At 67.1% G+C, this 25159-nt stretch carries 24 protein-coding genes; 11 read left to right on the top strand and 13 right to left on the bottom strand.

All coding sequences use genetic code 11. From position 1 onward, the window contains the following. Positions 1 to 18: 18 nt before the first annotated feature. The 4 genes from F3K02_RS21910 to F3K02_RS21925 all read right to left on the bottom strand — a co-directional run bounded on the left by F3K02_RS21910 (position 19) and on the right by F3K02_RS21925 (position 2666). Positions 19 to 1113 carry a WD40/YVTN/BNR-like repeat-containing protein gene (locus F3K02_RS21910; protein ID WP_177137884.1) on the bottom strand — a complete coding sequence of 365 codons (1095 nt, stop codon included), beginning with the start codon at positions 1111 to 1113 and terminating at the stop codon, positions 19 to 21. A 28-nt stretch (positions 1114 to 1141) separates the two neighbouring features. Continuing rightward, the gene (locus tag F3K02_RS21915; protein ID WP_177137885.1) at positions 1142 to 1411 is read right to left on the bottom strand and encodes a MoaD/ThiS family protein; all 270 of its coding nucleotides are present in this window, start codon (positions 1409 to 1411) and stop codon (positions 1142 to 1144) included. 102 nt (positions 1412 to 1513) lie between these two features. Next, on the bottom strand, positions 1514 to 1897 hold the full coding sequence (locus tag F3K02_RS21920) for a cupin domain-containing protein (protein WP_177137886.1): 384 nt from the start codon (positions 1895 to 1897) through the stop codon (positions 1514 to 1516). A gap of 136 nt (positions 1898 to 2033) precedes the next feature. After that, the gene (locus F3K02_RS21925) at positions 2034 to 2666 is read right to left on the bottom strand and encodes a DUF4148 domain-containing protein (RefSeq protein WP_177137887.1); all 633 of its coding nucleotides are present in this window, start codon (positions 2664 to 2666) and stop codon (positions 2034 to 2036) included. A gap of 290 nt (positions 2667 to 2956) precedes the next feature. On the opposite strand from F3K02_RS21925, the gene F3K02_RS21930 reads away from it, so the two are divergent. The 4 genes from F3K02_RS21930 (at position 2957) to F3K02_RS21945 (ending at position 6798) form a co-directional block, all read left to right on the top strand. Further along, entirely contained in the window at positions 2957 to 3889 is a 933-nt protein-coding gene (locus F3K02_RS21930) for a LysR family transcriptional regulator (protein ID WP_177137888.1), read from the top strand. 103 nt (positions 3890 to 3992) lie between these two features. Next, positions 3993 to 4892 carry a hypothetical protein gene (locus F3K02_RS21935; protein ID WP_177137889.1) on the top strand — a complete coding sequence of 300 codons (900 nt, stop codon included), beginning with the start codon at positions 3993 to 3995 and terminating at the stop codon, positions 4890 to 4892. A 314-nt stretch (positions 4893 to 5206) separates the two neighbouring features. After that, positions 5207 to 5746 carry a sigma-70 family RNA polymerase sigma factor gene (locus tag F3K02_RS21940; RefSeq protein ID WP_177137936.1) on the top strand — a complete coding sequence of 180 codons (540 nt, stop codon included), beginning with the start codon at positions 5207 to 5209 and terminating at the stop codon, positions 5744 to 5746. Beyond that, a complete protein-coding gene (locus F3K02_RS21945; RefSeq protein WP_177137890.1) occupies positions 5743 to 6798 on the top strand; it encodes an ankyrin repeat domain-containing protein in 1056 nt (351 codons plus the stop codon). Before F3K02_RS21940 ends, F3K02_RS21945 begins: the two co-directional genes overlap by 4 nt. Positions 6799 to 6811: 13 nt before the next feature. Here the strand turns inward: F3K02_RS21945 and F3K02_RS21950 are convergent, their stop codons facing one another. Then, on the bottom strand, positions 6812 to 7801 hold the full coding sequence (locus F3K02_RS21950) for a 2-hydroxyacid dehydrogenase (RefSeq protein WP_177137891.1): 990 nt from the start codon (positions 7799 to 7801) through the stop codon (positions 6812 to 6814). A 148-nt stretch (positions 7802 to 7949) separates the two neighbouring features. After that, positions 7950 to 8297 (bottom strand): FKBP-type peptidyl-prolyl cis-trans isomerase, encoded by a 348-nt coding sequence (locus F3K02_RS21955; protein WP_177137893.1) that lies wholly within the window; start codon positions 8295 to 8297, stop codon positions 7950 to 7952. A 189-nt stretch (positions 8298 to 8486) separates the two neighbouring features. Here F3K02_RS21955 and F3K02_RS21960 point away from each other — a divergent pair, with 189 nt between their 5' ends. Further along, positions 8487 to 9293, top strand: a complete 807-nt coding sequence (locus F3K02_RS21960; protein ID WP_177137896.1) for a hypothetical protein — start codon at positions 8487 to 8489, stop codon at positions 9291 to 9293. A gap of 116 nt (positions 9294 to 9409) precedes the next feature. Here F3K02_RS21960 and F3K02_RS21965 read toward each other — a convergent pair whose 3' ends face one another. From F3K02_RS21965 to F3K02_RS21975, 3 genes are all read right to left on the bottom strand, one after another. Next, positions 9410 to 10144: a nitroreductase gene (locus F3K02_RS21965; RefSeq protein WP_177137898.1), complete on the bottom strand. Its 735-nt coding sequence runs from the start codon at positions 10142 to 10144 to the stop codon at positions 9410 to 9412. An 81-nt stretch (positions 10145 to 10225) separates the two neighbouring features. After that, positions 10226 to 10669, bottom strand: coding sequence for an acyl-CoA thioesterase (locus tag F3K02_RS21970; RefSeq protein WP_177137899.1), 444 nt, complete (start codon positions 10667 to 10669; stop codon positions 10226 to 10228). Continuing rightward, positions 10666 to 11667 carry an arginase family protein gene (locus tag F3K02_RS21975; protein ID WP_177137901.1) on the bottom strand — a complete coding sequence of 334 codons (1002 nt, stop codon included), beginning with the start codon at positions 11665 to 11667 and terminating at the stop codon, positions 10666 to 10668. The genes F3K02_RS21970 and F3K02_RS21975 overlap by 4 nt, the downstream gene beginning before the upstream one ends. Positions 11668 to 11929: 262 nt before the next feature. Here F3K02_RS21975 and F3K02_RS21980 point away from each other — a divergent pair, with 262 nt between their 5' ends. Both F3K02_RS21980 and F3K02_RS21985 read left to right on the top strand, forming a co-directional pair. Further along, the gene (locus tag F3K02_RS21980; RefSeq protein WP_177137903.1) at positions 11930 to 12472 is read left to right on the top strand and encodes a phasin family protein; all 543 of its coding nucleotides are present in this window, start codon (positions 11930 to 11932) and stop codon (positions 12470 to 12472) included. Between the two features lie 416 nt (positions 12473 to 12888). Next, positions 12889 to 13932 (top strand): extracellular solute-binding protein, encoded by a 1044-nt coding sequence (locus F3K02_RS21985; RefSeq protein ID WP_177137905.1) that lies wholly within the window; start codon positions 12889 to 12891, stop codon positions 13930 to 13932. Between the two features lie 122 nt (positions 13933 to 14054). Here F3K02_RS21985 and ppk2 read toward each other — a convergent pair whose 3' ends face one another. Both ppk2 and F3K02_RS21995 read right to left on the bottom strand, forming a co-directional pair. Next, positions 14055 to 14972: a polyphosphate kinase 2 gene (gene ppk2, locus F3K02_RS21990; RefSeq protein ID WP_177137907.1), complete on the bottom strand. Its 918-nt coding sequence runs from the start codon at positions 14970 to 14972 to the stop codon at positions 14055 to 14057. Between the two features lie 149 nt (positions 14973 to 15121). Continuing rightward, positions 15122 to 15646 carry an RNA polymerase sigma factor gene (locus F3K02_RS21995; protein ID WP_177137909.1) on the bottom strand — a complete coding sequence of 175 codons (525 nt, stop codon included), beginning with the start codon at positions 15644 to 15646 and terminating at the stop codon, positions 15122 to 15124. A 122-nt stretch (positions 15647 to 15768) separates the two neighbouring features. Between F3K02_RS21995 and F3K02_RS22000 the strand changes: the two genes are divergently transcribed. From F3K02_RS22000 to F3K02_RS22010, 3 genes are all read left to right on the top strand, one after another. Further along, positions 15769 to 16500, top strand: a complete 732-nt coding sequence (locus F3K02_RS22000) for a response regulator transcription factor (protein WP_177137911.1) — start codon at positions 15769 to 15771, stop codon at positions 16498 to 16500. A gap of 3 nt (positions 16501 to 16503) precedes the next feature. After that, positions 16504 to 18045, top strand: a complete 1542-nt coding sequence (locus tag F3K02_RS22005) for a sensor histidine kinase (RefSeq protein WP_177137913.1) — start codon at positions 16504 to 16506, stop codon at positions 18043 to 18045. Between the two features lie 82 nt (positions 18046 to 18127). Next, positions 18128 to 18886, top strand: a complete 759-nt coding sequence (locus tag F3K02_RS22010) for a 3-hydroxyacyl-CoA dehydrogenase (protein ID WP_177137915.1) — start codon at positions 18128 to 18130, stop codon at positions 18884 to 18886. A gap of 142 nt (positions 18887 to 19028) precedes the next feature. Here the strand turns inward: F3K02_RS22010 and F3K02_RS22015 are convergent, their stop codons facing one another. Continuing rightward, positions 19029 to 20981, bottom strand: coding sequence for a GspE/PulE family protein (locus F3K02_RS22015; protein WP_177137917.1), 1953 nt, complete (start codon positions 20979 to 20981; stop codon positions 19029 to 19031). Positions 20982 to 21107: 126 nt separating this feature from the next. Here F3K02_RS22015 and F3K02_RS22020 point away from each other — a divergent pair, with 126 nt between their 5' ends. Then, complete coding sequence (locus F3K02_RS22020; RefSeq protein ID WP_177137919.1) at positions 21108 to 22976, top strand: gamma-glutamyltransferase family protein; 1869 nt, start codon at positions 21108 to 21110, stop codon at positions 22974 to 22976. A 531-nt stretch (positions 22977 to 23507) separates the two neighbouring features. Here F3K02_RS22020 and F3K02_RS22025 read toward each other — a convergent pair. Further along, positions 23508 to 25154, bottom strand: coding sequence for an acyl-CoA synthetase (locus F3K02_RS22025; RefSeq protein ID WP_177137921.1), 1647 nt, complete (start codon positions 25152 to 25154; stop codon positions 23508 to 23510). Between the last annotated feature and the right edge of the window lie 5 nt (positions 25155 to 25159).

A 25159-nucleotide genomic window follows, 5' to 3' on the forward strand; every position in this document is an offset into this window, starting at 1 on the left:
CGAGGGGAAGCGGTTGCCTCAAACCAACCGCAGCATCGCCACCGGCGGCAGGTCGTTCGACACCGCCGTCCAATGTTCACCCGCGTCTGCGCTGATCCACAGGCCGCCCGTGGTCGAGGCCATGGCCAGGGTCTGACCGTCAGCGCTCACGTCCAACCCGTGGCGGTAGACCAGGTGGTAGGCGTGGCTCTGAGGCAGGCCGCTGGAGAAAGTCTGGAAGCGGGCACCGCCGTCGTCAGTGCGGTTCACCACCATGCGCCCGTCCACCGGGATGCGGCAGGCATCGGCCTGCGCCGGCACGAACCAGGCGCGCTGCGGGTTGTGCGGGTCGCAGGCCACGGCGAAGCCAAAGCCCGAAGGCGCCGGTGCGGTGATGCCGATCCACCGCTGGCCACCGTCGTCCGAACGGTAGATGCCGCAGTGGTGCTGCAGCCACAACACATCGGGGTTGGCCGCGCACTGCACCATGCAATGCGGGTCCTGCGCGTTGCCATCGTCGGCGTTCTCGGGCGGCAGGTAGTCGGCCTTCATGCCACTGGCGGTGAGGGTCCAGCTTTCGCCGCCATCGCGGGTCTGCCAGACACCGCCACAGGACACGGCCAACGTCACATGGCGCGAATCCCTCGGGTCCACGACGATGGAGTGGATACCCGCGTGGTCGTAACCGCCGCCCATCCAGTCGCGGCGCCTAGGCTGCTCCCACAGCGGGGTGTTGAGCGACCAGCTGGCGCCGGCGTCATGGGAGCGGAACAGCCCGGCCGGGATGCAGCCGGCCCAGAGCGTGCCGGGCTGGTCGGGTCCGCCTGCCGCGAGTGCCCAGATCAGGTCCACGCTCCAGGGCGTGGTGTCATCGGCCCAGGGGCCTTCGGTGGGTTTCGGCGGAAAAGCGGGAGCGGCAACTTCCTGCCAAGTCTGACCGCGGTCGGTGCTGCGGTGCAGCTTGACGCCGAAATGGCCCAGGCGCAACGCCGCGGTCCAGGCGCCGTCGCGCGCATCGGCCAGCACGGCGGTGACCGGTTCGCCGGGAAAGTGGTGGGCGGCGATGGCCCAGTCCGTGCCCGCACCGTGCAACACGAACAGGCCCTTGCGGGTGGCGAGCAACAGCGTCTGCATCTCGATCTCCTGGCATGGGTGGAGGGGTTCAGCCGCCGCTCAGCGCCTGGACCACCAGCACCCGGTCGCCCGCGGCCAACGGCTGGTTCAACACGGCGCGGTCCCTCACCATCTGACGGTTGACGAACACCGCCACGTGTTTGCGCACCGCGCGCTGGTCATCGAACACGTAGTGCGCCAGCTCGGGTGCGGCGAGCAGTGCCGCTTCCAGCACTTCGCGCAGTGCGCCGGGAGCGACGAGCTGGGGCGCGCAGTCCACATGGCGGCGCAGGGTGGGGGCAAATTCGACCGTGACCATGGCGATGAACGGCCCGCCAGTTTCCGGCAGGCACGTGCCCGGCGCAAGCGCCACCCCGGCGCGCTCAGGGTTGTCGCGCGGATGGCCCGGCGGCGCGGCAGATCAACCGCGCACGAACAGCGTCACCAGCGGTTGATCGCCCACCTGGCGGCTCCAGTGCCCGTGCACCGCGGGGTTGAAGGTCGCGCCTTCGGGCAGGGTGTCAGCCGAATAGAAATGATCGCCCGGGCCGAAGGTGCGCGAGCTGCCGTCCTGCAGACCGATCTCCATCTGCCCGCGCAGCACGAACAGCCACTGCGGTGCGCCGGTGCAATGGAACTGGCTGCGAAAGCCCACCGGACTCTCGCGCAGCTGAAAACCTTCCGAGGACATCAGCGGCGACAGGCGGGCCGCGGGCGAGCCCTCGCTCAAGGCCACGGTCTCTTCGCGGAATCGCGCGCGGCCATCGGTGTCGGTGAACAACACCACTTTGTTGAACGTGCTCATGGGTCTCCTGGGTTGTGCCGTTGGTTGGCCCCGGTTTGTACCAGATGGCCCACGGCCCTTCGATGGCCATCGCACACAGAAAAGCGGCCTGGCAACACGAAGGTCACCAGGCCGCCATCGCGGGATCCGACGGGGATCAGTTCATCGACGAGACAGGGTAACGGCCGGGGTTCAGATCCTTGAGCGTCTGGCCACTCTCCGAGTTGGCCATCACGTCGCCATTGCGTTGCGCTTCGCGCAGCTCGGCACGCACCTGCTCGCGGGTCTTGCCCTGGGCCACAGCGGTGTTGGCATAACGGCCGGGGTTCAGGTCTTTGGCGGTCTGGCCGGTTTCCGAGTTGGCCACCACCTCACCACGGGCCTGGGCTTCGCTCAGTTCGACCTTGACCTGGTCGCGGGTCTTCGCGGCGGCCACGGCGCGGTCCGGGAAGTTCTGGGGCGCCACTTCAGCCAACGTCTGACCGGTTTCGCTGTTGGCCACGACGTCGCCGTTGCGCTGGGCCGCCAGCAGCTCGGCCTGCACCTGGGCGCGGGTCTTGGCCTGCACGGCCACTGCAGGGTAGGCGCCCGGGTTCAACTGGCGCAGGGTCTGGCCCGTCTCGCCGTTGGCCAGCAGGTCGCCATTGCGCTGGGCGTCCAGGTATTCGGCGCGGACCTGTTCACGGGTCTTGGCATCGGCCGGGTCGGCGGCAAGGGCGTGGCCGGCGCTCAGGGCAGCGATGGCGAGGGCGACGGAGGAGAGAACGGTGGAGCGGTTTGCGAATTTCATGGTGCGTTTCCTTTCGGGGGAGTGAAAAAGTGGGTGACGGATGGATCGTGCCGGGCCGCCCCTGGGGTGTCTTCTCAGCGAGGTTTCGCTGTTTTTCGGTTTGTTTCGTTGCCGTTGACAGTTCAGAAACACCGGTCAGGTCGGTTGGGCTTCGTAGCGGTTTAAGGGGTTGTTTCGCTGCGATGGGTGAACTTTAAAGTTTCTGTTTCCAAAGAAAAATCACCATATCAACGTCAATCTATTTCGTTTTCAGCAACAATAAAGCCATTGAATCTCTGGAGCGCCACCTCATGGACCGTCTGACTTCGATGCGTGTTTTCCTGCGGGTGATCGACGAAGGCAGCTTCGCGGCCGCGGCCCGGGCACTGGACATGTCGCCCGCGGTGGTGACCCGCCTGGTCGCCGATCTCGAAGACCACCTGGGCACGCGCCTGCTGCACCGCACCACCCGGCGCCAGTCGCTCACCGAAGCCGGCGAGCAGTACCTGCAGCGGGTGCGCCACATCCTGCAGGACCTGGACGAAGCGGACGCCGTGGTCAGCTCGCACACCCACACGCTCTCGGGTGTTCTGCGCATCCTCGCGCCCCCTGTGCTCGCCACCTACGTGCTCGCGCCGCTGATCACGGGCTTCCGCCAGGCTTACCCGGACATCCGGCTCGACATCGAGGTCGAGTCGCACCGTGATCCACCGATCGAAGATTTCGACATCACCCTGCTCGGCGCCAGCGATGGCTTTGACGGCGATGTGATCGCGCGCAAGGTGATCAGTACCGAGGCCATCCTGGTCGCTTCACCGGCCTACCTGGCACGTCGCGGCGTGCCACAGACACCGGCCGACCTGCAACAGCACGACTGCCTGCGCATCAAACCCGATGGCCTGCGCAGCCGCTACTGGCGCCTGTTCCGCTCCGACGACGAGAACGAGCAGGTCGAGCTGGATGTGACGCCTGTGCTTTGGGCCAACCACACCGACACCCTGCAGCGCGCCGCGCTCGACGGTGCGGGCATCACCGGCGCCACGGTGGAAATCGCCGCCCCGCACCTCGCCAGTGGCGCCCTGGTGCGCGTGCTTCGTCCCTGGATTGCCGGCCGCTACACGCTCTACGCGGCCTTGCCCAGCCGCAAGTTCATGCCGCAGCGCACGCGGGTGTTTCTCGACTACCTGACCGAGCAGACCCGGCTCGGTGTGGCCCAGGCGCTGAGCGCCTGCGAGCGCTGCTGAGCGGCACGCGCGCACACGCTGTTACACAAAACCCGGGGCACGCCAACCCCGTCGGGCGTGGTTCTTCGTTTCAGTGGGCTCCACCTTTTTTTCAGGAGCCTCCATGACCCCCCATCGCCCAGCCCTGCGCCGCCTGGTCCTGCCCGCGTTCGCGGCCCTCTCCCTCTTCAGCGCCCTGCCCGCCCACGCCCTGGGGCGGCTGAGCGACATCCAGGTCATCGACCGCGACAGCGGCGAAACCCTGCCGGTCTACCAGCACCGCGGCGAACACTGGGTGGCCGGGCGACCCGGCGCGCGCTACGCCGTGGCCCTGCGCAACGCCACGCACGGCCGCGTGCTCGGGGTCGTGTCGGTGGACGGCGTCAACGTCGTCTCGGGCGAAACCGCCGCCTGGCACCAGACCGGCTACGTGCTGAGCCCCGGGCAGCGCTACGAGATCACCGGCTGGCGCAAGAGCGACGCCGAGGTCGCCGCTTTCCACTTCACCGCGGCCCCCGCGTCCTACGCCGCGCGCACCGGCCGTCCGGCGCAGGTGGGCGTGATCGGCGTGGCCGTGTTCCGCGAAAAGACGCCGCCCCCGCCGGTCATCGCACCTCAACCCGAGCCCTACAGCCAGTCATATCCATCACGCGAACGCCTGTCCGACGCCGAATCGGCAGCGGACTTCAAAGGCCGCGCCGAGGCGGCAGGGGCCCCGGCACCTGCCGCCTCGGCCGACAGCGCCAACGCGATGGCCCGTGAAGCCGCGCCGGCTTTGCGCCGCATGGCCCCGGCCAGCCCGGCACCCCGCCTGGGCACCGGTCACGGCGAGCGCGAAGGCTCGTGGGTGGGCCACACCAGCTTCGAGCGCCGCAGCGAACGGCCCGACGAACTGATCCGCATCCGCTACGACAGCCGCGAAAACCTGATTGCCATGGGCATCCTGCCGACCACGGCCGTGCCCCCGCGGCCCAACCCGTTTCCCGGTGCACCCCACCCTGGCTACGCGCCCGACCCTTACTGAAATGAACACCCCCGCCGCGCTTCGCGCGACCCCCTCCAAGGGGCTGAGGGCTGCGGCTCCAAGCCTGCCTGCGCAGGCTTGGACAGCCCGAAGAGGCTGCGACTCTGGCGCAGCCGGGGCCTACAAGGCACACCAGCCGTCTGGCAAAGCCAGCCCGGCGGTGTCTCTTGGTTGAACCGTTTCATGCGCTGCGGATCACGCTCCGGCATGTTGGATCACCTGGTACAGAAGCGCATGGCAGGCCGCACGCTGCGCGCCCGCTCGCCATAATCCACCGCATGTCCGCGGTGAATGCGCCCTCTGATGAGCAGCTCATGTTGGCCTTTGCGGCCGGAGACGCGCGCGCCTTCGAAACCCTCTACGACCGCCACGCCCTGCCGGTGTGGCGCTTCGTGATGCGCAGCGTGAACGACAAGGCCCTGGCCGACGATCTGGTGCAGGACGTGTGGTTCAGCCTGGCGCGGCAGGCGCCGGCCTATGAAGTGCGCGCCCGCTGGCGGACCTGGCTGTTCACCCTCGCCCACCACCGGCTGGTGGACCACTGGCGCACGCACAAGCACCACGCCAGCCTCGATGCGGCCACCGAAGACGGCGCCAGCCTGGCCGACACGCTGGCGGCCGAATCCGGCTTCGGCCCCGAGCGCCGGCTGACCTCGCGCGAGCAGGCGCAGGCGCTGCTGGACGCGCTCGCCGCGCTGCCCGCCAACCAGCGCGAGGCCTTCCTGCTGCAGGCCGAAGGCGGCCTGAGCCTGGCCGAGATCGCACAGACCACCGGCGTGAGCCCCGAAACGGCCAAGAGCCGCCTGCGCTATGCCCGCGCCCGCCTGCGCGAAACCCTGGAGGCGCATGCATGAACCGTTTTCCCCCACCGCCCAGCGGACCCGACGACGGCGGCGAAGACCGGCTGCTGCGCCGCTACCACGAAGCCAATGCGCTCGACGACGCGCGTCCCGGTCCCGCGCTGCGCGAGGCCGTGCTGGCCCATGCGCGCAGCGTGGCCGCCGCGCAGAAAGACGGGGCTTCTTCCAAAGGCCGCCAGCCCGCCAGCAACGACCCTTCGTGGACCCTGCGCGCCCTGGGCAGCCTGGCCGTGCTCGGCCTCGTGGGTCTGCTCGTGCTGCAGTTCGACCGCGGGTCGCCCGAGGAGCGCGAGGCCGCGTTCGGCGCACCTCCAGCGCCGGCTGCCACAAGACCAGCACCCGCCGCTGCGACAGACAGCCGGCCCGCGGGTGAACCGGCTGCAGGCCCGACGGACAGCCGCGAGGCGGGCGCAGCCCCATCGCTGAAAACCCTGCCCGCGCCACCGCCCGTTCCCGATGTCGCCCGGGAAGCCGCGGCCGCGGCCACGCCGCCATCCGCCAAGGTCCGGCCAACGGCACCACAGCGACCGGCGGAGCCCGCTGCCGGCCCGGCACCAACACCCGTGGCAACTGACTCGGCAGGCGCTTCGATGGCCGGTGCACCGGCAGCGCCAGCCGCGGCTCCGTACGCCGAGCGGGCGGCACCCGGCGCCCTGACCCAGGTGGCCCCGGATTCGTCGAACGCCGATGCAGCCGTGGCACCCGCCGCCCGGGAACCGGCCCGCAACGCAGCGACGCTGCGCCGGGAAGCGCCTGCGGCCGACCGCGCTCGATCAGCGGCCGCCCTGCCACCCCTGCTCGCGGCCACCGCGCAGGGGGATCCTGGTGCCGTGCGCCGCCTGCTCGCCACAGGCACCGATGTCAACACCCGCGATGCCACAGGACGCACGGCCCTCATGCTCGCGGCGCAGCGCGGCGATGCGGCATTGATCCGATTGTTGCTGGTTGCGGGCGCCGAGCCTGCGCTGCGCGACAGGGAGGGTCTGAGCGCCAGCGACCACGCCACGCAAACCGGTCAGACAGCGGTGCTGCCACTGCTGCGTTAGACCCGCGCGGTTTTCAGCGCGGGTTCGGCAAACCGGCGTTCAGCGGGGTCAGCGCCTCGCCGCGGGTCAGGTAGGCGATCAGGTTGTCCGCGGCCAGATCGGCCATGGCGCGCCGGGTCTTGAGTGTGGCGCTGGCGATGTGCGGCGTGAGCACCACGTTGGGCACGTCGAGCAGGCCGGGGTGCACGCAGGGCTCGCCTTCGAACACATCCAGCCCGGCCGCCGCGAGGCGTTTCTCGCGCAGCGCCACGGCCAGCGCCGCGTCGTCCACGATGCCGCCGCGCGCGATGTTAACCAGCGTAGCCGTGGGCTTCATCTGCGCGAGTTCGGCGGCGCCGATGGCGTGGTGCGATTCGGCGCTGTAGGGCAACACCAGCACCAGGTGGTCGGCCTGCTGCAGCAGCTCGGCCTTGCTGACGTAGCGCGCACGGCAGGCGGCTTCGCTCTCGGCGTCAAGCCGGGAGCGGTTGTGATAAATCACGTTCATGCCAAAACCGTGCGCGCCGCGCCGCGCAATGGCCTGGCCGATGCGGCCCATGCCCAGGATGCCCAGCGTGCTGCCGTGCACCTCGGCGCCGGCGAACATGTCCAGCGCCCAACGGTTCCATTGGCCTGCGCGCAGAAAATGTTCGCTTTCGGTGATGCGCCGCGCCGTGGCCATGAGCAAGGCAAAGCCGAAGTCGGCCGTGGTCTCGGTCAGCACGTCGGGCGTGTTGGTGCCGAGCACACCGGCCGCCGTCATGGCCGGCACGTCGAAGTTGTTGTAACCGACCGCGATGTTGCAGACCACCTTGAGCTGGGGGCAGGCGGCCAGCAGCGCCGCGTCGATGCGCTCGCTGCCGGTGGTGAGCACGCCCACCTTGCCCTGCAGCCGCTCGATCAGTTGCGCGGGCGTGAACGGCGCGTCTTCGTCGTTGGTTTCAACTTCGAAGTGCTCGCGCAGGCGCGCCACCACCTCGGGAAACACGGCACGGGCGATCAGGATGGCGGGGCGTTGGTTCATGTCGGCTTTCAATGGAAACACGCGCACCCTCAAAGCGATGAGGCGGAGCGCGAAGGGGAGCCACCCAGCACACGCCGAGGATCCGGCTTCGCCGGTCCAAGGGCGTGGTCCCCCTGGGGGGAAGCCGCGAAGCGGCGCAGGGGGAGTCTTATACAGCGAGGAGGTCGACTTCGAACAACAGGGTTGCGTTGGGCGGAATCACGCCGCCCGCACCGCGTGCGCCGTAGCCCAGCGCGGCCGGGATGACCAGGCGGCGCGTGCCGCCCACGGCCATGCCCTGCACGCCTTCGTCCCAGCCCTTGATGACGTGGCCGGCACCGAGCGGGAATTCGAAGGGCTGGCCGCGGTCTTTGCTGGAGTCGAACTTGGCGCCCTGCGCGCCGTCGTTGAAGAGCCAGCCGGTGTAGTGCACCTGCACCGGGCGACCGGCCTGGGCGACTTCGCCGTTGCCGACCACGGTGTCTTCGTATTGCAGGCCGCTGGGGGTGGTGATCATGGAAAGTCCTTGCTGTGGTTAAAAGGGAAGTGGCGATTATTCCAGCCCTGGTGCGACCCGCCGCTGCGCCCGCGCGTTGCACCATTGGCAACACGGGTTTACACAAGCTTTTCATGAAGCACGATCAGCGTTTACGCGCGCCGTTTGTACTGCAGGCTCCCATCCACCCCTGGCATCAGGAGAGCCTCCATGAACCCCAACACCACCACCCTCACCCGCCGCATGGCGCTGGGTGCCATCGCCGGCACGGCCTTGCTGTCGGCGCTGCCCGCCATGGCGCTGGGCCAGCTGGCCGACGTGCGCATCATCAACCGCGACAACGGCGAAATCCTGCCGTTCTACCACCACCAAGGTGAACTCTGGATCGCGGGCGAACCGGGCGCACGCTACGCCGTGGAGCTCTACAACCGCTCGCGCAGACGCCTGCTCAACGTGGTGTCGGTGGATGGCGTGAACGTCATCACCGGCGAAACCGCCGCCTTTGACCAGGCCGGCTACGTGTTGACGCCGGGGCAACGCTACGACGTGAGCGGCTGGCGCAAGAGCCGCCGCGAGATCGCGGCCTTCGAGTTCACCCGCCTGTCACGCTCCTACGCCGCACGCACCGGTCGCCCGGACGATGTCGGTGTGATCGGCGTGGCGGTGTTCCGCGAACGGCCTGGCTACCGGGCACCGGAAGCCGAGATCTACGGGCGCAGCGCGCCGGTGCCACAGGGCGAAGAGTCCTTCCAGGGCAAGTCGCACCGCAGCGACGGGCCTTCGGCCGCCGGCCCGCAGCTGGGCACGGGCCATGGGGACCGCGAACGCGACCGCGTGGGCCAGACCGAGTTTGAGCGCCGCAGCACACGGCCCGATGAGATCGTGCGCATTCGATACAACAGCCGCGCCAACCTGATTGCGATGGGCGTCATTCCAGCTCATCAGCGCCCGGCGCCCGACTACCGTCCTCGTGCATTCCCAGGCGCACGCCCGGGCTTTGTCCCAGATCCCTATTGAGTCTCAAAAAACCCGGCACCAGAGGCAAAGGCAACCCAGGCCACCGCCGGGCTGGCTTTGCCAGACGGCCAGTGGCGTCCCCTGGGGGGGTGACGCGAAGCGGCGCGGGGGGACTCCTATTCGAGCCATTTGGTGAAGCTATCGACGGGCTCGCGCGGTGTGATGAAGGTGTTGACCTTGTCGGCCGGGTTGGCGTAACCCAGCGACATGCCGCAGACCAGCATTTCGTTCTCGCCCGCGCCGATGTGCGGCAGGATGATCTTCGAAAAACCGTTCCAGGCCGCCTGCGGGCAGGTGTGCAGGCCGTGGCCGCGCGCGCCGACCATGAGGTTCTGCATGAACATGCCGTAGTCCACCAGCGAGCCGCGGCCCATGACGCGGTCGAGCGTGAACATCAGGCCCACCGGCGCGTCGAAGAAGCGGAAGTTGCGCTGGTGCTGCGCGTGCATCTTGTCCTTGTCGCCCTTGGTGATGCCGAGCAGGCCATAAAGCCCCCAGCCGTTTTCGCGCCGGCGGTCGATGTAGGGGCTGACCCATTTTTCCGGGTAGTAGTCGTATTCCTCCCGGTACTCGGATGCCAGCGACGGATCAGCGCGCAGGGCGTCGTGCGCGGCACAGCATTTGTCGACCAGGCTGTCGCGGCTCGCACCCTGCAGCACATACACCTTCCAGGGCTGGGTGTTGGTGCCCGAGGGCGCGCGGCTGGCCAGCTGCAGCAGGTGTTCGATGGTCTCGCGCGGCACCGGTGTGGGCAGGAAAGCGCGGGCCGACATGCGGCTGGTGATGGCAGCGTCGACGCTGTGGGCGTCGATCGGGGTCAAGGCACCAGCCGAGGGGGGATTGAAGCTCATGCGGGGTCTCCGTGTTGTATTGACGTTTACGTCAACGTCAACGTCAATTATGGCAAGAACCCCGCCAGCGCGCTGCCGCCTTCACAGGATCGTCTCAAGCACCGTCTTGAGCGCCGTCGGCAAGGGCACCGGCCGGCGCGTGCGGCGGTCCACGTACACATGCACGAAGTGTCCGCAGGCAGCGGCCAGCTCGCCGCCTTCGGCAAACAGGCCCACCTCGTAGCGCACGCTGGAACTGCCCAGATGCGCCACGCGCAGGCCGGCGTGCACGGTCTGCGGAAAGGCCAGCGGGGCAAAGTAGTTGCACTGTGTCTCGATCACCAGACCGATGACCTCGCCGCCGTGGATGTCCAGCGCGCCCTGCTCGATCAGCCAGCCATTGACCGCGGTGTCGAACCAGCTGTAATACACCACGTTGTTCACATGGCCATAGACGTCGTTGTCCATCCAGCGCGTGCCGATGGTGCGGAAAACGCGGTAGTGACCGCGCGGGCGGGCCTGGGGACGGGTGGCGGGCGTGCTCATGGCGCGGGATTTTGCCAGTGGGGTGTTGCCGGGTCTGTCGCAGAACGGTCAGCCGGCCACACACCGGCCATCCCCTGCCAGCGGTGGTGGTAATCGAGCGCGGTGCGGTAGGTGTTCATCTGGATCTGCACCGTGGCCTCCATGTCGGTGCCGTAGCCGCCGGCCATGGTGAACGCCAACGGCAGGCGGCGCTGCCAGGCCCAGTCCATCACGCGTCGGTCGCGCGCTTCCAGACCGTCGAACGTGAGTTTCAGGCGTCCGAGCCGGTCGCCCTCGTGCGGATCGGCACCGGCGAGGTAGATCACCAGACCGGGATCGAAGCGCTGCTCCAGCTCTTCCAGTGCGCGCTCCAGCGCTTCCAGGTATTCGGTGTCGCCGCAGCCGTCGGGCAATTCCACGTCGAGGTCGCTCGGCTCCTTGCGGAACGGGAAGTTGCGGGCGCCGTGCAGCGAGAGCGTGAACACCGAGTCGTCGCTCGCGAAGATGCTGGCCGTGCCGTTGCCCTGGTGCACGTCCAGGTCGACGATGGCCACGCGCAACGGACCGGTGGCGCGATGACGGCGCGCATGCTCGGTCTGCATCAGCCGCGCTGCAACCGCGGCGTCGTTGAAGACACAGAAGCCGCTGCCCTTGTGGGCGTACGAATGGTGCGTGCCGCCCGCGAGGTTGGCCGCCAGACCCGCGCCCGCCATGACGGCGCGGCAAGCCTGGATGGTGGCACCCACCGAGCGCCGAGCCCGTTCCGCCATCGCCGGGCTCCAGGGGAAACCGATCTCGCGCTGTGCAGCGGCGTCCAGCGTGCCGGTATGGATGGCCTGGATGTAGGCCGGCAGATGGACCAGCGCCAGTTCGCCATCGCTGGCCGGCAACGCCTGGCCCAGTCGCACCTGCGGCAGCTCGACCGTGAGGCGCTCGCGCAGGCGGCCGTACTTGGCCATGGGAAAGCGGTGGCCGCTGGGCAGGGGCAGGATGAAGTGGTCGGCGTAGAAAGCGTGCACAGGAATGGGCGCTGGAAGGGAGCGGCCATTGTGTCCGCCACTTGAAACCGGCGCACGTCGCCCGTGTTTTAGAAAGACCCTTCTAGATTGCTGCAATGCAACAAAAACCGCTTGCATCGGATCGAGTTATCCCTATAATTCGAGCCATGTTGCAGTGCAGCAAAGCGAACGAAAACAACAGCGTCGAGACAGCGCGGAGTTCGGGAGCAGCTCTCAACTAGGCCACCACCCCCTATTTACTTCCTCTTTCGGAGAACCCAACATGCTGACCGCTGAACAAATCGTCGCCGCACAAAAAGCCAACATCGAAACCATTTTCGGTCTGACCCAGAAAGCCTTCGAAGGCGTGGAAAAGCTGCTTGAGCTGAACGTTCAAGCCACCAAGGCCGCCCTGAGCGAGTCCGCCAACAGCACACAAGCCCTGCTGTCCGTCAAGGACGCCCAGGAACTGCTGACGCTGCAAGCCAGCCTGATGCAGCCCCTGGCCGAGAAGACCGTGGCCTACAGCCGTCACCTGTACGACATCGCTTCGGGCACCAGTGCCGAATTCGGCAAGGCCGCTGAAGCCCAGGCCGCTGATGCACAGAAGAAGTTCATGTCGGTCGTGGACAACGCTTCCAAGAACGCTCCCGCCGGTTCCGAAACCGCCGTGGCCGTGATGAAGAGCGCCGTGTCCGCCGCCAACAACGCCATGGAATCGGTTCAGAAGGCTGTCAAGCAAGCCACCGAAATGGCCGAAGCCAACTTCAACACCGTGACCACGCAAGCTGTCAGCGCCACCAAGGCCGCTGCCAAGAAGCGCTGAATTGCAAGGGTTTCGCACCTTTGATCGGGCCTTTGACATCGGTCAAAGCGCCCACACTGAAATCACTGGAGACTAGCGCCAGACTTGAGAAAGCGGCGCTGGTTCACCAAATCCGTTTTTTCTGGTTGTCTCCTCGGGTCCTTTTCGAAATTCGATTTCATCGGACCCCTTAAGCCCTCGCTGCAAAGCGGGGGCTTTTTTTATGCGCGTGACCTGGGACCTTTCCAGATGCCCGCCAGGCACCTCTGCACTGTGCAACCGGGATCGCAGATTCGCTGGAGTTTGACCCAGATCAATTGCCATTTATTGAGAACAATTCGTGTTTGTGTTAGCATCTGACCCGGATGAATCGTGCCCGCAGCGCTGGTGTTTTCCAGACGGATGCGGGGTTATTGGCTCCAGAGAAAGTCCCCCACATGCGCAACACCATCAAGCTCAGCATTGTCCTTGCCGCGGCCTCCGCAGCCTTGGGCGCCCAGGCCCAGGACAAGGTGCTCAACCTCTATTCGGCCCGCCACTATCAGACCGACGAGGTGATGTACGACACCTTCTCCAAGACCACGGGCATCAAGATCAACCGCGTCGACGCGGACGATGCCGGCATCGTGGCGCGCCTGCGCGCCGAAGGCGCCGCGTCGCCTGCCGACGTGATCCTGCTGGTGGATGCCGCCCGCATGGCTTCCGCCGACAGCCAGGGCCTGTTCCAGCCCATCAAGTCGGCCAAGCTGGACGCCGCCATTCCCGCCAACCTGCGTGCCGACGCCACGAAGGACGGCGTGAGCTGGACCGGTTTTTCGACCCGCGCCCGCGTGATCATCTACGACCCGCTGCGCGTCAAGGCCGCCGACGTGGCGACCTACGAACAACTGGCCGACCCCAAGCTCAAGGGCCTGGTCTGCACCCGCTCGGGCTCACACCCCTACAACCTGTCGCTGTTCGCCACCGTGGTCGAACGCCTGGGCGATGCCAAGGGCGAAGCGTGGCTCAAGGGCGTGGTGGACAACATGGCACGCGCGCCCAAAGGCGGTGACACCGACCAGATCAAGGCCGTGGCCTCGGGCGAATGCGGTGTGGCACTGACCAACACCTACTACGTGGCCCGCATGATCAAGTCCAGCAAACCCGAGGACCGCTCGGTGATGGAAAAAGTGCGCGTGGTCTTCCCCAATCAGGGCACCAGCGGCACCCACGTCAACATCGCCGGCGCGGCCGTGGCCAAACACGCCAAGAACAAGGACAACGCCATCGCTTTCATGGAGTTCCTGGCCAGCCCCTTTGCGCAGGACTACTTTGCCAACGGCAACAACGAGTTCCCCGCCGTCAAGGGCCTGAAGGTGGACAACCCGGCCATCAAGGCCATGGGTGGCGACAACTTCAAGGCGGAGCAGATTCCGCTGGGTGTGGTGGCGAAGAACATGACCAAGGTGCAGCAGATGCTGGACCGCACTGGATATAAGTAGCCCCCCTGCGCCGCTTCGCGGCTTCCCCCCGGAGGGGGGACAACGCGAGTGGCCCGGCAAAGCCGGTTCCACAGCGTTCCCGGTTCAATACCAATGGCCCGCAACTGCGGGCCTTTGGTATTTCAGAACACTTGCGGTACGTAGATCTCGCCGGGCACCTGGTGGCGGCGGTAGTCTTCGTGGCGCATGCGTTCGGGCAGTTCGATGCCGGGGCGCTCGATCTCGTGGTACGGCATCTGTGACAGCAGGTGGTGGATGCAGTTCAGACGCGCCTTCTTCTTGTCGTCGGCAGGAACCACCCACCAGGGCGATTCGGGGATGTGGGTGCGCTCCAGCATCACTTCTTTGGCCTTGGTGTAGAGCTCCCAGCGGCGGCGGCTCTCTAGGTCCATGGGGCTGAGCTTCCATTGTTTGAGCGGGTCGTGGATGCGGCCGAGGAAGCGCAGTTCCTGCTCGGCATCGGACACCGAAAACCAGTACTTGATCAGCTGGACACCGGAGCGCGCGATCATCTTCTCGAACTCGGGCACGTCGCGAAAGAAGGCTTCGTACTGCTCGTCGGTGCAGAAACCCATCACCTTTTCCACACCGGCGCGGTTGTACCAGCTGCGGTCGAACAGCACGATCTCGCCGGCCGCCGGCAGGTGCGGCACGTAGCGCTGGAAGTACCACTGGGTGCGCTCGCGGTCGCTGGGCGCTGGCAGCGCGACCACGCGGCACACGCGCGGGTTCAGGCGCTGCGTGATGCGCTTGATCACGCCGCCCTTGCCGGCCGCGTCGCGCCCTTCGAACACGATCACCACCTTGTGCCCGGTGGCGTGCACCCAGTCCTGCAGCTTCACCAGCTCGGCCTGCAGCCGGAACAGCTCGCGGAAATACGTGCGCCGGCTCTCCTTCTGCTGCAGCAGCGCCTCGGGGTCCAGCTGACCGCCGAGCGCGTCCACGTGGCGGTCCTCAATTTCCATCTCCAGCTCTTCGTCGTAGCCGTCCATGAGGTCGTTGTGAATGCGGGTCAGCAGCTCGTCGTGGCTGTCAAACATGGGCGGCTCCGTGCGGGGGTCAATGGTGATGGCAGGCTACCGCTCCTGTGTGACAGGTTCGTGAATTTCCTGCGCCAAACCGGTGACAGCTCCAGCGACGCCGGCTGGGCCGTTGTTGACATTGGCGTCAACGTGATCCTGCAGGGTTTTCAGCACAACAGCTGTTTGCGCGCCCGGTGCAGGCGCACAAACAGGCTGTCCTGGCTGATCGCCAGGCGCTCGCACACCAACCCGGTTTCCTCGTCGTGCAGCACGCGCCACCGCATCACATCACGCAGCCCGTGGGGCAGGTTTTCGATCCGCACCAGGGTCTGGGCGAGGCGCTCGCGGTGCTCGGCCAGTTCGTCCGGGCGGGCGGCGTCGCATTCCAGTGGCAGGGCCTCGTCATCGTCGGCATCCATCTCGTGGTAGCGGGCGCGGTCCCGGATCAGATCGACCAGCTTGTTCTTGAGGATGCCGGTGAGCCAGCTGCGCAGCGCGCTGCGACCGGAAAACGCCGCGCACCCGGACATCACCGCCTCGAACACGTCGTGAACCAGGTCTTCGGCCAGCATCGGGTCGTGGAGCTTGCGCTGGGCAAAGCGGATCAGATAGCTGCGGTGGCTCACCATCTCGGTCCAGCAGACGGTACCCACGCGGGGCGTTGACAAGGCAGACAGGTGGGCGGTGTTCATGGCGGGCTCCGGTTCGGGTTCGGTGCCTCCACTGTGGTCAGCCCAGATCACAACCCGCTATCGAAAGATCACATTTCGATAACAATCGGGTAAGAAATCGCTCACGCAGCGGACCCATTTTCATGAACGCCACCAAGCAGATCCTGATTGCCGAGGACCAGACCGATATCCGGGACCTGCTGGCCCTGAACCTGCGCGGCGCCGGCTATGGCGTGAGCGAGACCCGCGATGGACCGTCGGCGCTGGCGCTGCAGACCGAAGTCGGGCACGACCTGCTGGTGCTTGATCTGATGATGCCGGGTCTGGACGGGCTGGAGGTGTGCAAGACTTTGCGCTCGCGCGGCGACCACACCCCCATCCTGATGCTCACGGCCAAGTCCACCGAGCTCGACCGCGTGCTGGGCCTGGAGCTCGGGGCCGACGACTACCTCACCAAGCCCTTCTCCATCGCCGAGCTGCTGGCGCGCGTCAAGGCACTGCTGCGCCGCTCGGAGCTGCTGCGCGCGGCGCAGGCGGCCCAGAGTCAGGCAGCGGATGCGGGCGCACCGCTGGTCAACGGCGAGCTGGAGATTCAACCCGTCAAGCGCGTGGCCCGGGTGCGCGGCGTGACGCTCGATTTCACGGCGCTGGAATTCGACCTCCTGCTGTATTTCGCCCAGCACCCGGGCCACGTGTTTTCACGCGGGCAGTTGCTCAACGCCGTCTGGGGCTACACGCACGACGGCTACGAACACACGGTGACCACCCACATCAACCGCTTGCGGGCGAAACTGGAGGCCGACCCGCTGCACCCGGACTTCATCCTCACCGTGCGGGGCGCCGGCTACAAGATGCGCGAGCGCCCAGGGCACTGAACCATGAAGGTTCGGATCAAGATCGCCCTCACGATCTTCCTCACCGGTCTGTTCACCGCACTGGGCGTGGTCATCGCCATCGTGCTGGCCTACGAGCGCTTTGAACACGAGTCGGCCTACTACCGCGCCGACGCGTTTTTGAAGCGCGTGGTCCTGCAGCACAACGACCTGCTCGGCATGCGGGCGCGTTTTGGCGAAGGCTTCGACGACTTCCTCGCCAACCTGGTGCTCTACGAGCCCGATACCCAGCTCTACCTGCTGGACACGCAGGGCACCGTGCTGAGTTCAACCGGAAAGGCCCAGCTCGCGCCGGGTTTCAAAGTGCGTATCGGGCCGGTCCTGGAGGCCGCTGGAGACACACCCATGCCCTATGTGCTGGGTGACGACCCCGAGAACATGGACAAACGCGTGATCATCGCGGCGCGTCCGTTGCGGCACGCCGCCATACAGCCCAACCGGCCCGTCGATGGCTACCTTTACCTGGTCTCGCGTCCCCGCACGTTCGGCGAAGGGCGCATGGCGGCCTTGCGCAGCACGCTGTCCCAGCCCGCCTTGCTGATGGTGCTGGCGGTGGTGGCCTTCGCCACCTTGCTCGCCACCTGGGCCACCGCCACCATCACGCGCCCTCTATCGCGACTCACCCAATCGGTCGGCCGGGTCACACAGAAAGGTCTCGACGACATGGCCTCGACCGACCCGGACGGACCGGGTCCATCGCTCGATCTGCCCGATGCCAGGGGCCGCGATGAATTCGGCCAGCTCGCGCGCGGCATCGATGCGATGCTCCAGACCTTGCGACGGCAGTGGAGCACGCTGCGGCGCCTGGACCACTTCCGCCGCGAGGGCGTGAGCAACCTCTCGCACGATCTGCGCTCGCCGCTGACCGCCACCACCGCCTGCCTCGAAACCCTCGACGCCCGCTGGACCGGCGACGCCACCCGCGAAGAAGACCGCCGGCTGGTGACGGTGGCCTTGCGCAACACACACAACGCAGCCCGTCTCGTTCAAAGCCTGGGTGACCTGGCCCGCCTGGACGAACCGGCGTTCAAGCTCAACGCCGAGGTGCTGGACCTGGGCGAGCTGCTGGACGACGTGGTCATGCGCTTTGCCGAGCGGGCACGCCTCCAGGGCATCCGCCTGCAGATGGCCGAACGCCCCGACGCCGCGCAACGCCCCGCGCTGGCCGCGGTGGACATCGAATTGTTCGAGCGCGCGGTGGCCAACCTCGTGGACAACGCGCTCAAGTTCTCGGGCAGCGGCAGCGTGATCCAGCTGAGCGCCGACCGCCACACCGGCACGCACGGCGAGGTGGTCACGGTCCGGGTGAGCGACAACGGCTCGGGCATTCCGGCCCAGGACATTCCCCGCCTGTTCGACCGCTTCTACCAAAGCCGGTCCAGCGTGGCGCCCGCCACCGGCGAAGGCGGCAAAGGCCTGGGCCTGGCGATCGTGAAACGCATCGTCGATCTGCACGGCGGCTGGCTGCACGTGTCCAGTGAACCGGGCCACGGCACCGACGTCACCCTGGAACTCCCGGCCGCCTGAAACCGGTCGCGCAAGTGGGTGATAATTGACGTTTACGTCAACGTCAACGTCAACATCAACTCAACACCCGAGGAGCACACCCATGGACATTCAAGGCAAGGTATTCATCGTCACCGGCGGCGCATCCGGTCTGGGCGAAGGCACGGCGCGCATGCTGGCGGCCAACGGCGGCACCGTCGTCATCGCCGACATGCAGGCTGAAAAAGGCGAAGCGGTCGCCAAGGACATCGGCGGCGCGTTCGTGAAATGCGACGTGAGCAACGAAGCCGACGGCCAGGCCGTGGTGGCCAAGGCCCTGTCCCTGGGCAAGCTCATGGGCCTGGTCAACTGCGCCGGCATCGCGCCGGCCGAAAAGACCGTGGGCAAGAACGGCGCGCACTCGCTGGCCGTCTACACCAAGACCATCATGGTCAACCTGGTCGGCAGCTTCAACATGATCCGCCTGGCTTCTGAAGCCATGTGCAAGAACGACCCCGAGGCCACGGGCGAACGCGGCGTGATGATCAGCACCGCCAGCGTGGCAGCCTACGACGGCCAGATCGGCCAGGCCGCCTACGCCGCCAGCAAAGGCGGCGTGGTCGGCATGACGCTGCCCATCGCGCGCGACCTGGCGCGCAACGGCATCCGCAACATGACGATTGCCCCCGGCATCTTCGGCACCCCCATGCTGTTCGGCATGCCACAGGAGGTGCAGGACGCGCTGGCCGCCAGCGTGCCCTTCCCCAGCCGCCTGGGCACGCCGCAGGACTACGCCAAGCTGGCCAAACACATCATCGAAAACGACATGCTCAACGGCGAGGTGATCCGCCTGGACGGCGCGATCCGCCTGGCGCCGCGCTGAGACTGAACACCCCCGCCGAGCTTCACGCGCCCCCCTCATGGGGGCGATGCGAGTGGCCCAGCAAAGCCGGTTCCACCGCATCCTGGGTTGGGCATCTCGCGCCGGGGGGCCCTTCCCTGACCGTGCCGGGCTTCCAGCCGGCTCAGCGGTAGGCGACGCGTGCCTGTTTGAGATCGATCAGCCCTTGCACCACCTTTTCAAGGGCGTCGTGGCGCAGGCTGCGCATGCCCTCGCCCACCGCGGTGTCAAACAGTTCGGACGGTCGGGCACGGTTCTGGATCAGCAACTTGATGGCGCGGCTGTTCTGCAGGATTTCGTAGATGCCCAGCCGGCCCTTGTAACCCTTGCCACCGCAGTGCTCGCAGCCCACCGCCTGGCGCGTGCGGATGTCGGCCGCCGACGCCACGCCCGCCGCCGTGAGCAAGCGCTTCTCGGCCTGCTGGCGGCTCAGGCTGCTGCCCTCCATGTATTCCTGCAGCAGCGCCTCCCACTCCTCGGCGGTGAGCGCCCGTTCCTGCGCACAATGGGTGCACAGCGCACGCACCAGGCGCTGGGCCACGATGCCGAGCAGCGAGTCGGCGAAGTTCATCGGGTCCATGCCCAGGTCGAGCAGGCGCACCACACTCTCGCTGGCGTTGTTGGTGTGCAGGGTCGAGAGCACCAGGTGACCGGTGAGAGAGGCTTCGATGGCGATCTTGGCGGTCTCGGCGTCGCGGATCTCGCCGATCATGATGATGTCGGGATCGGCGCGCAGGAAGCCACGCATGGCGCTGGCGAACGTCAGGCCGATCTTGCTGTTCATCTGCACCTGGCGCAGGCCGGGCTGGGTGATCTCGATCGGGTCTTCTGCCGTCCAGATCTTGCGCTCGGTGGTGTTCACCTCGGCCAGCATGGAGTGCAGCGTGGTGGTCTTGCCCGAACCGGTGGGACCGGCGGCCAGCACCATGCCGAAGGTGCGCTCTGAAAAATTGGCGATCAACTCCAGGTCGCGCGGCTGCAGACCGAGCTTCGACAAGGGCAGCGGTTTGGCCGATTCCAGCAACCGCAGCACCACGTCTTCCAGCCCATCGTGTGTCGGCATCACCGCCACACGCAGCTCCAGCGCCTTGCCACCGAACTCGGAAAAATCGATCTTGCCGTCCTGCGGCCGGCGGCGCTCGCCGATGTCGAGTCGGGCCATGATCTTGATCCGGGAGACCAGGGGTGCGCGCAGTTTGGCGGGCAGCCACAGGTAGGGCTCCAGGTCGCCATCCCGCCGGAAACGGATCGCGGTGAGCGCGTCGCCTGGATTGGCCTCGATGTGAATGTCGGACACGCCGGTGCTCTGGGCCTCGGCGATCATCTGGTTGACCAGCCGCACCATGCCGGCCGACTCCGCCGCCGAAGCCAGTTGCTCGGCCTCGCCGGCCGTGCCCACTTCGACCATGGCCTGCATCACGAGATCTTCGAGACCCGCCTCTTCGTTGTGTTGCACCAGCGCCTGGGGCGGCAGCATGCGGCGCCGCACGTCGTCGACGATGGCGCTGGGGCTGTGGGCATGGCCGGCGTGTTCAATGCGGTCCTGCAACTCCAGCCGCCGCTCGATCGCGTCGCGGCTGGCCCAAACGAGGCGCACGGTGTGGCCGGTCTGCGTGCACAACTGGCGCTGCAGTTCTTCGTTGGTCGGCGCACAGGAAGCGACATAGAACTGCTCGTTGACCATGCCCAGCGGCACCACATGGTGGGCATGTGCTGCGCGCAAGGGCAGGATGCCAAACGCATTGCGCTCGACATCAATGCCCAGCACCTCGATCTCCACCACGCCGGCCACGCGGGCCAGCGCGCGCTGCAGCTCGTCGTCCGTCAGCAGCAGGCGCACCACCAGTTCGGACGACCGGGAACGCAACAGATCGGGGCTCTCTTCGGCCAGGGCCGCCAGCGTGGGCTCGTCCAGCATGCGCAGCTGCAGCAAGGCGTCGCGCAAGGTGACGATGGGCTGGTGATGCTGCGCTTCCAGCGCAGCCATCAACAAAGGCAGGCTGTGCACCACCTGACGCGTGGGTCCACCAAAGGGACCGAGTGCGTTGGCGGAGAGGGGCGGCGTGGTCATCGTCATCAGGGCTTTCTGGGCTGGCTATTGGGCTGGATTGCACTTCAGGATTCAAAATAGCGCAACCACCTTTCATGCTGCTTGATTTTTGGCAAGCGGCGCACCGGCTGTCCTCTCTAACCAACCGCAAGCATGACAGAACGCACAAAAATCCTTGGTCGAACTGCCACGCACCCCTGGCCGGTGGTGCTCACCCTGGCGCTGTTGCTGACGGCCTGCTCCGCACCCACCGCCCGCGACGCCGCGGAGGTGCCTGCGCCCATCGGCCCGGTCGTGCAGCCCGAAGCGGCAACGGGGGCAACCCCCAAGCCGGGCTGGACGCTGCGCCAGCACGCCGTGGCGGCCGCCAACCCCCTGGCCACCGAAGCCGGCGTGCACATCCTGCGGGCCGGCGGCAGTGCCGTGGACGCCGCCATCGCCGTGCAGATGGTGTTGACCCTGGTGGAGCCGCAGTCCAGTGGCATCGGCGGTGGCGCCTTCCTGCTGCACCACGATGGTCAACGTGTCCAGGCCTTTGACGGGCGCGAGACGGCACCGGCCGCGGCGACAGAAAAGCTGTTCCTCGCGGACGACGGCCAACCCCTGCCCTTCCTGCAGGCCGTGGTGGGCGGCCGTTCGGTGGGTGTGCCCGGCACGGTGGCCATGCTGGCGCTGGCCCACCGGCAACACGGCCGGCTGCCCTGGGCGCGCCTGTTCGACCCCGCGATCCGGCTGGCCGACCAGGGTTTCCCGGTCAGCCCGCGGTTGCACACGCTGCTGCAGGCCGAAAGCGCGCTGAAACAGGACCCGGTGGCTGCGGCCTACTTCTACCAGCACGACGGCCAGCCCCACCCGGTGGGCCATGTGTTGCGCAACCCCGAGCTGGCGCAGGTGCTGCGCCTGCTCGCCGCCACTGGCCCGCTGGCCCTGCACGAGGGATCGGTGGCACGGGCGCTGGTCGCGAAGGTGCAGCAGCACCCGACCAACCCCGGTCAGCTCGGCCTGGATGACCTCAAAACGTACCGGCCCAAGGAGCGTGACGCCCTGTGCTTCGATCACACGGCCGCACAAACCGCGCTGCGCATCTGCGGTTTCCCGCCGCCGAGTTCGGGGGCCATCGCCATCGGACAGATCCTCGGCCTGCTCGCGCGCACACCGCAGGCCGATGCGGCGCTGTCGGGCGGCCTGCCTGGCCCCGATTGGCTGCACACCTACGCCGAGGCGTCCCGCCTGGCGTTCGCCGACCGCGCGCTGTACCTGGCCGACCCCGATTTCGTGGCGCCACCGGCCGGGCGCTGGGGCAGCCTGCTCGACGCCCGCTACCTGGACGAGCGCGCCCGCCTGATCGGTCCGGTGCGCCTGCCGCAGGCACCCGCCGGCCAGCCGGGCGGCAGCGCCGTGGCCTGGGCGCCCATGCCCGAACAAGCCGAGTACGGCACAAGCCACATCAGCATCGTCGACCGGTTTGGCAACGCGCTGGCCATGACCTCCACCATCGAAGCCGGCTTCGGCGCCCGGCTGATGGTGAGCACCGACCCCTCGCGTCCTGGGGGTTTTCTGCTCAACAACGAGCTGACCGATTTCAGCTTCACACCCGCCGACGCGCAGGGCCGGCCCGTGGCCAACCGCGTCGAGCCAGGCAAGCGACCGCGTTCGTCCATGTCGCCAACGCTGGTGTTCGACCGCGACAGCGGTCAACTGCTCATGAGCGCGGGCAGCCCGGGTGGCGCGCTCATCATCCATTTCACCGCCAAGACTCTGCTGGGCGCGCTGCAATGGGGCCTGAGCCCGCAGGCTGCGATCGACCTGCCCAACTTCGGCTCGTTGGGCGGGCCCGTGATGCTGGAAGCCGGCCGTTTCCCGGCCGCCACCGTGCAAGCCCTGCAGCAGCGCGGTCACACCGTCAGCGAGACCCCCATGCCCAGTGGTCTGCAGGCGGTCCAGCGTGGAGTGAATGACGGCCAGCCGGTGTGGCTGGGCGGTGCCGATCCGCGGCGCGAGGGGATCGTGGCGGGGGATTGAGGTTTTGGTGCTTTTGGCATGGCGGCTGTTGGTTGGCTGCTGCTCAGGTGCTTGGTTTGTTGTTGCACCCGGCCTTCGGCGCTCGGCCGTGCGGGCAGGGGCAGGTGGTCCGGGTGCTCGTTCTCCGTCCCACCTCGCGGGCGGCCACCCGGGTGGGCCACCGTCGCGTCATCAACACCGTTGCAGCAAGTCACCGTGTGGGCAACCGCGAATGGGGACTGCGCCCGCCCACCCAAACCGCCTGCCCCCGAAGTGATGTGAGAGCGAACCGCAGGCAAACCCACACGGTATTTGGGACGGTGGTGGCATCCTCGGGCGCAGGCACCATTCGCCGTTGCCACAGAGGCGGCTCGCACACACGGTGTGGACGCGGCAACGGTTGCGAGCCCATCCGGTTGACGGCGAGCGTGGGCCGGAGAACGGGGGTGCTGCCATCGGCCTGCGCGAGGTGCAGGCTTGCAGCGCCCCGGACGCCCAAGCACCGTTCAGCAACAAGGCGACAACGTCTTGTTGAAAAACAGTCCACCGAAATCAGACGTCAATCGCAGCAGCAGAACCCGCCCGCTTGCGCAACTCAAACTTCTGGATCTTCCCGGTGCTCGTCTTGGGCAGTTCACCGAACACCACAAAACGCGGCACCTTGAACCCGGCCAGGTGTTTCTTGCAGTGCGCCACGATGTCTGCGGGCGTGGTGTGCACGCCAAACTTCAGCTCCACAAACGCGCAGGGCGTCTCGCCCCACTTCGGATCGGGCCGCGCCACCACGGCCGCTGCCAGCACGTCAGGGTGGCGGTATAAGACGTCTTCCACCTCGATCGACGAGATGTTTTCACCGCCCGAAATGATGATGTCCTTGCTGCGGTCCTTGATCTTGAAGTAGCCGTCGGGGTACTGCACCGCCAGGTCGCCGCTGTGGAACCAGCCACCAGCAAAGGCCTCCTGCGTCGTCTTCGGGTTCTTCAGATAGCCCTTCATGGTGATGTTGCCCTTGAACATGATCTCGCCCATGGTCTCGCCGTCCTGCGGCACGGGCATCATCGTTTCCGGGTTCAACACGCGCACGTCGCGCTGCAGGTGGTAGCGCACGCCCTGGCGCGCGTTGAGGCGGGCACGTTCCCCAATGTCCAGCGCGTCCCAGGCTTCGTGTTTGGCGCAGACCGTGGCCGGGCCGTAGACCTCGGTCAGCCCGTAGACATGGGTGAGGTCAAAACCCATCTGCTCCATGCCTTCGATCATCGAAGCCGGTGGCGCTGCGCCCGCCACCATGGCCTTGATACCGGCCGGCACACCGTCCTTCATCGCGGCCGGCGCGTTGACCAGCAGGCCGTGCACGATGGGTGCGCCGCAATAGTGCGTCACACCGTGGTCGCGCATGGCGTCGAAGATGGCCTGCGGGTCCACCCGGCGCAGGCAGACATTGACACCCGCGCGCGCCGCCACTGTCCAAGGGAAGCACCAGCCATTGCAGTGGAACATGGGCAGGGTCCAGAGGTAGACCGCGTGCTTGGGCATGTCCCACTCCAGCACGTTGCTGATCGCGTTCATGGCCGCGCCACGGTGGTGGTAGACCACACCCTTGGGGTTGCCGGTGGTGCCGCTGGTGTAGTTGAGCGCGATGGCGTCCCACTCGTCGGCGGGCAGGCTCCAGGCGAAAGCCGGGTCGCCACCATCCAGGAAAGATTCATAGGTCGTGCTGCCCACGGACTGCGCCTCACCCATGAAGAGGGCGTCTTCCACGTCGATCACCAGCAAGGGCGATTTGTGCTGTCGCAGCGCCAGCGCCTTGCGCAGGGTGCCCGCAAACTCCGGGTCCACGATCACGACCTTGGCCTCGCCGTGGTCGAGCATGAAAGCAATCGCTTCCGGGTCAAGCCGGGTGTTGAGCGCGTTGAGCACCGCGCCGGCCATGGGGACCCCGAAGTGAGCTTCGACCATCGGCGGCGTATTGGGCAGCATCACCGCCACAGTTTCGTTCTTGCCGATGCCGGCGCGTTGCAGGGCGCTGGCCAGCTGGCGCGCCCGCGCATAGGTCTGGGCCCAGGTCTGGCGCAGATCGCCGTGCACGATGGCCATCCGGTCCGGGTAGACCTCGGCGGTGCGCTCGATGAACGACAGCGGCGAGATGGGTGCAAAGTTGGCCTCGTTACGGGGCAGGTCCTGATCGTAGATGCTGGTCATGGGTG

The sequence above is a fragment of the Hydrogenophaga aromaticivorans genome, assembly GCF_013387465.1.
Taxonomy (GTDB): domain Bacteria; phylum Pseudomonadota; class Gammaproteobacteria; order Burkholderiales; family Burkholderiaceae_C; genus Hydrogenophaga; species Hydrogenophaga aromaticivorans.

Excerpts from the sequence above, each read along its gene's own strand:
- F3K02_RS21920 (WP_177137886.1), bottom strand. The coding sequence starts at position 1,897 with ATGAGCACGTTCAACAAAGTGGTGTTGTTCACCGACACCGATGGCCGC.
- F3K02_RS21950 (WP_177137891.1), bottom strand. The coding sequence starts at position 7,801 with ATGAACCAACGCCCCGCCATCCTGATCGCCCGTGCCGTGTTTCCCGAG.
- F3K02_RS21995 (WP_177137909.1), bottom strand. The coding sequence starts at position 15,646 with ATGAACACCGCCCACCTGTCTGCCTTGTCAACGCCCCGCGTGGGTACC.
- F3K02_RS21935 (WP_177137889.1), top strand. The coding sequence starts at position 3,993 with ATGACCCCCCATCGCCCAGCCCTGCGCCGCCTGGTCCTGCCCGCGTTC.
- F3K02_RS21945 (WP_177137890.1), top strand. The coding sequence starts at position 5,743 with ATGAACCGTTTTCCCCCACCGCCCAGCGGACCCGACGACGGCGGCGAA.
- F3K02_RS21985 (WP_177137905.1), top strand. The coding sequence starts at position 12,889 with ATGCGCAACACCATCAAGCTCAGCATTGTCCTTGCCGCGGCCTCCGCA.
- F3K02_RS21915 (WP_177137885.1), bottom strand. The coding sequence starts at position 1,411 with ATGGTCACGGTCGAATTTGCCCCCACCCTGCGCCGCCATGTGGACTGC.
- F3K02_RS21930 (WP_177137888.1), top strand. The coding sequence starts at position 2,957 with ATGGACCGTCTGACTTCGATGCGTGTTTTCCTGCGGGTGATCGACGAA.
- F3K02_RS22005 (WP_177137913.1), top strand. The coding sequence starts at position 16,504 with ATGAAGGTTCGGATCAAGATCGCCCTCACGATCTTCCTCACCGGTCTG.
- F3K02_RS22010 (WP_177137915.1), top strand. The coding sequence starts at position 18,128 with ATGGACATTCAAGGCAAGGTATTCATCGTCACCGGCGGCGCATCCGGT.
- F3K02_RS22000 (WP_177137911.1), top strand. The coding sequence starts at position 15,769 with ATGAACGCCACCAAGCAGATCCTGATTGCCGAGGACCAGACCGATATC.
- F3K02_RS21960 (WP_177137896.1), top strand. The coding sequence starts at position 8,487 with ATGAACCCCAACACCACCACCCTCACCCGCCGCATGGCGCTGGGTGCC.
- F3K02_RS22025 (WP_177137921.1), bottom strand. The coding sequence starts at position 25,154 with ATGACCAGCATCTACGATCAGGACCTGCCCCGTAACGAGGCCAACTTT.
- F3K02_RS21925 (WP_177137887.1), bottom strand. The coding sequence starts at position 2,666 with ATGAAATTCGCAAACCGCTCCACCGTTCTCTCCTCCGTCGCCCTCGCC.
- F3K02_RS21970 (WP_177137899.1), bottom strand. The coding sequence starts at position 10,669 with ATGAGCACGCCCGCCACCCGTCCCCAGGCCCGCCCGCGCGGTCACTAC.
- F3K02_RS22020 (WP_177137919.1), top strand. The coding sequence starts at position 21,108 with ATGACAGAACGCACAAAAATCCTTGGTCGAACTGCCACGCACCCCTGG.
- F3K02_RS21955 (WP_177137893.1), bottom strand. The coding sequence starts at position 8,297 with ATGATCACCACCCCCAGCGGCCTGCAATACGAAGACACCGTGGTCGGC.
- F3K02_RS22015 (WP_177137917.1), bottom strand. The coding sequence starts at position 20,981 with ATGACGATGACCACGCCGCCCCTCTCCGCCAACGCACTCGGTCCCTTT.
- ppk2 (WP_177137907.1), bottom strand. The coding sequence starts at position 14,972 with ATGTTTGACAGCCACGACGAGCTGCTGACCCGCATTCACAACGACCTC.
- F3K02_RS21980 (WP_177137903.1), top strand. The coding sequence starts at position 11,930 with ATGCTGACCGCTGAACAAATCGTCGCCGCACAAAAAGCCAACATCGAA.
- F3K02_RS21965 (WP_177137898.1), bottom strand. The coding sequence starts at position 10,144 with ATGAGCTTCAATCCCCCCTCGGCTGGTGCCTTGACCCCGATCGACGCC.
- F3K02_RS21910 (WP_177137884.1), bottom strand. The coding sequence starts at position 1,113 with ATGCAGACGCTGTTGCTCGCCACCCGCAAGGGCCTGTTCGTGTTGCAC.
- F3K02_RS21940 (WP_177137936.1), top strand. The coding sequence starts at position 5,207 with ATGTTGGCCTTTGCGGCCGGAGACGCGCGCGCCTTCGAAACCCTCTAC.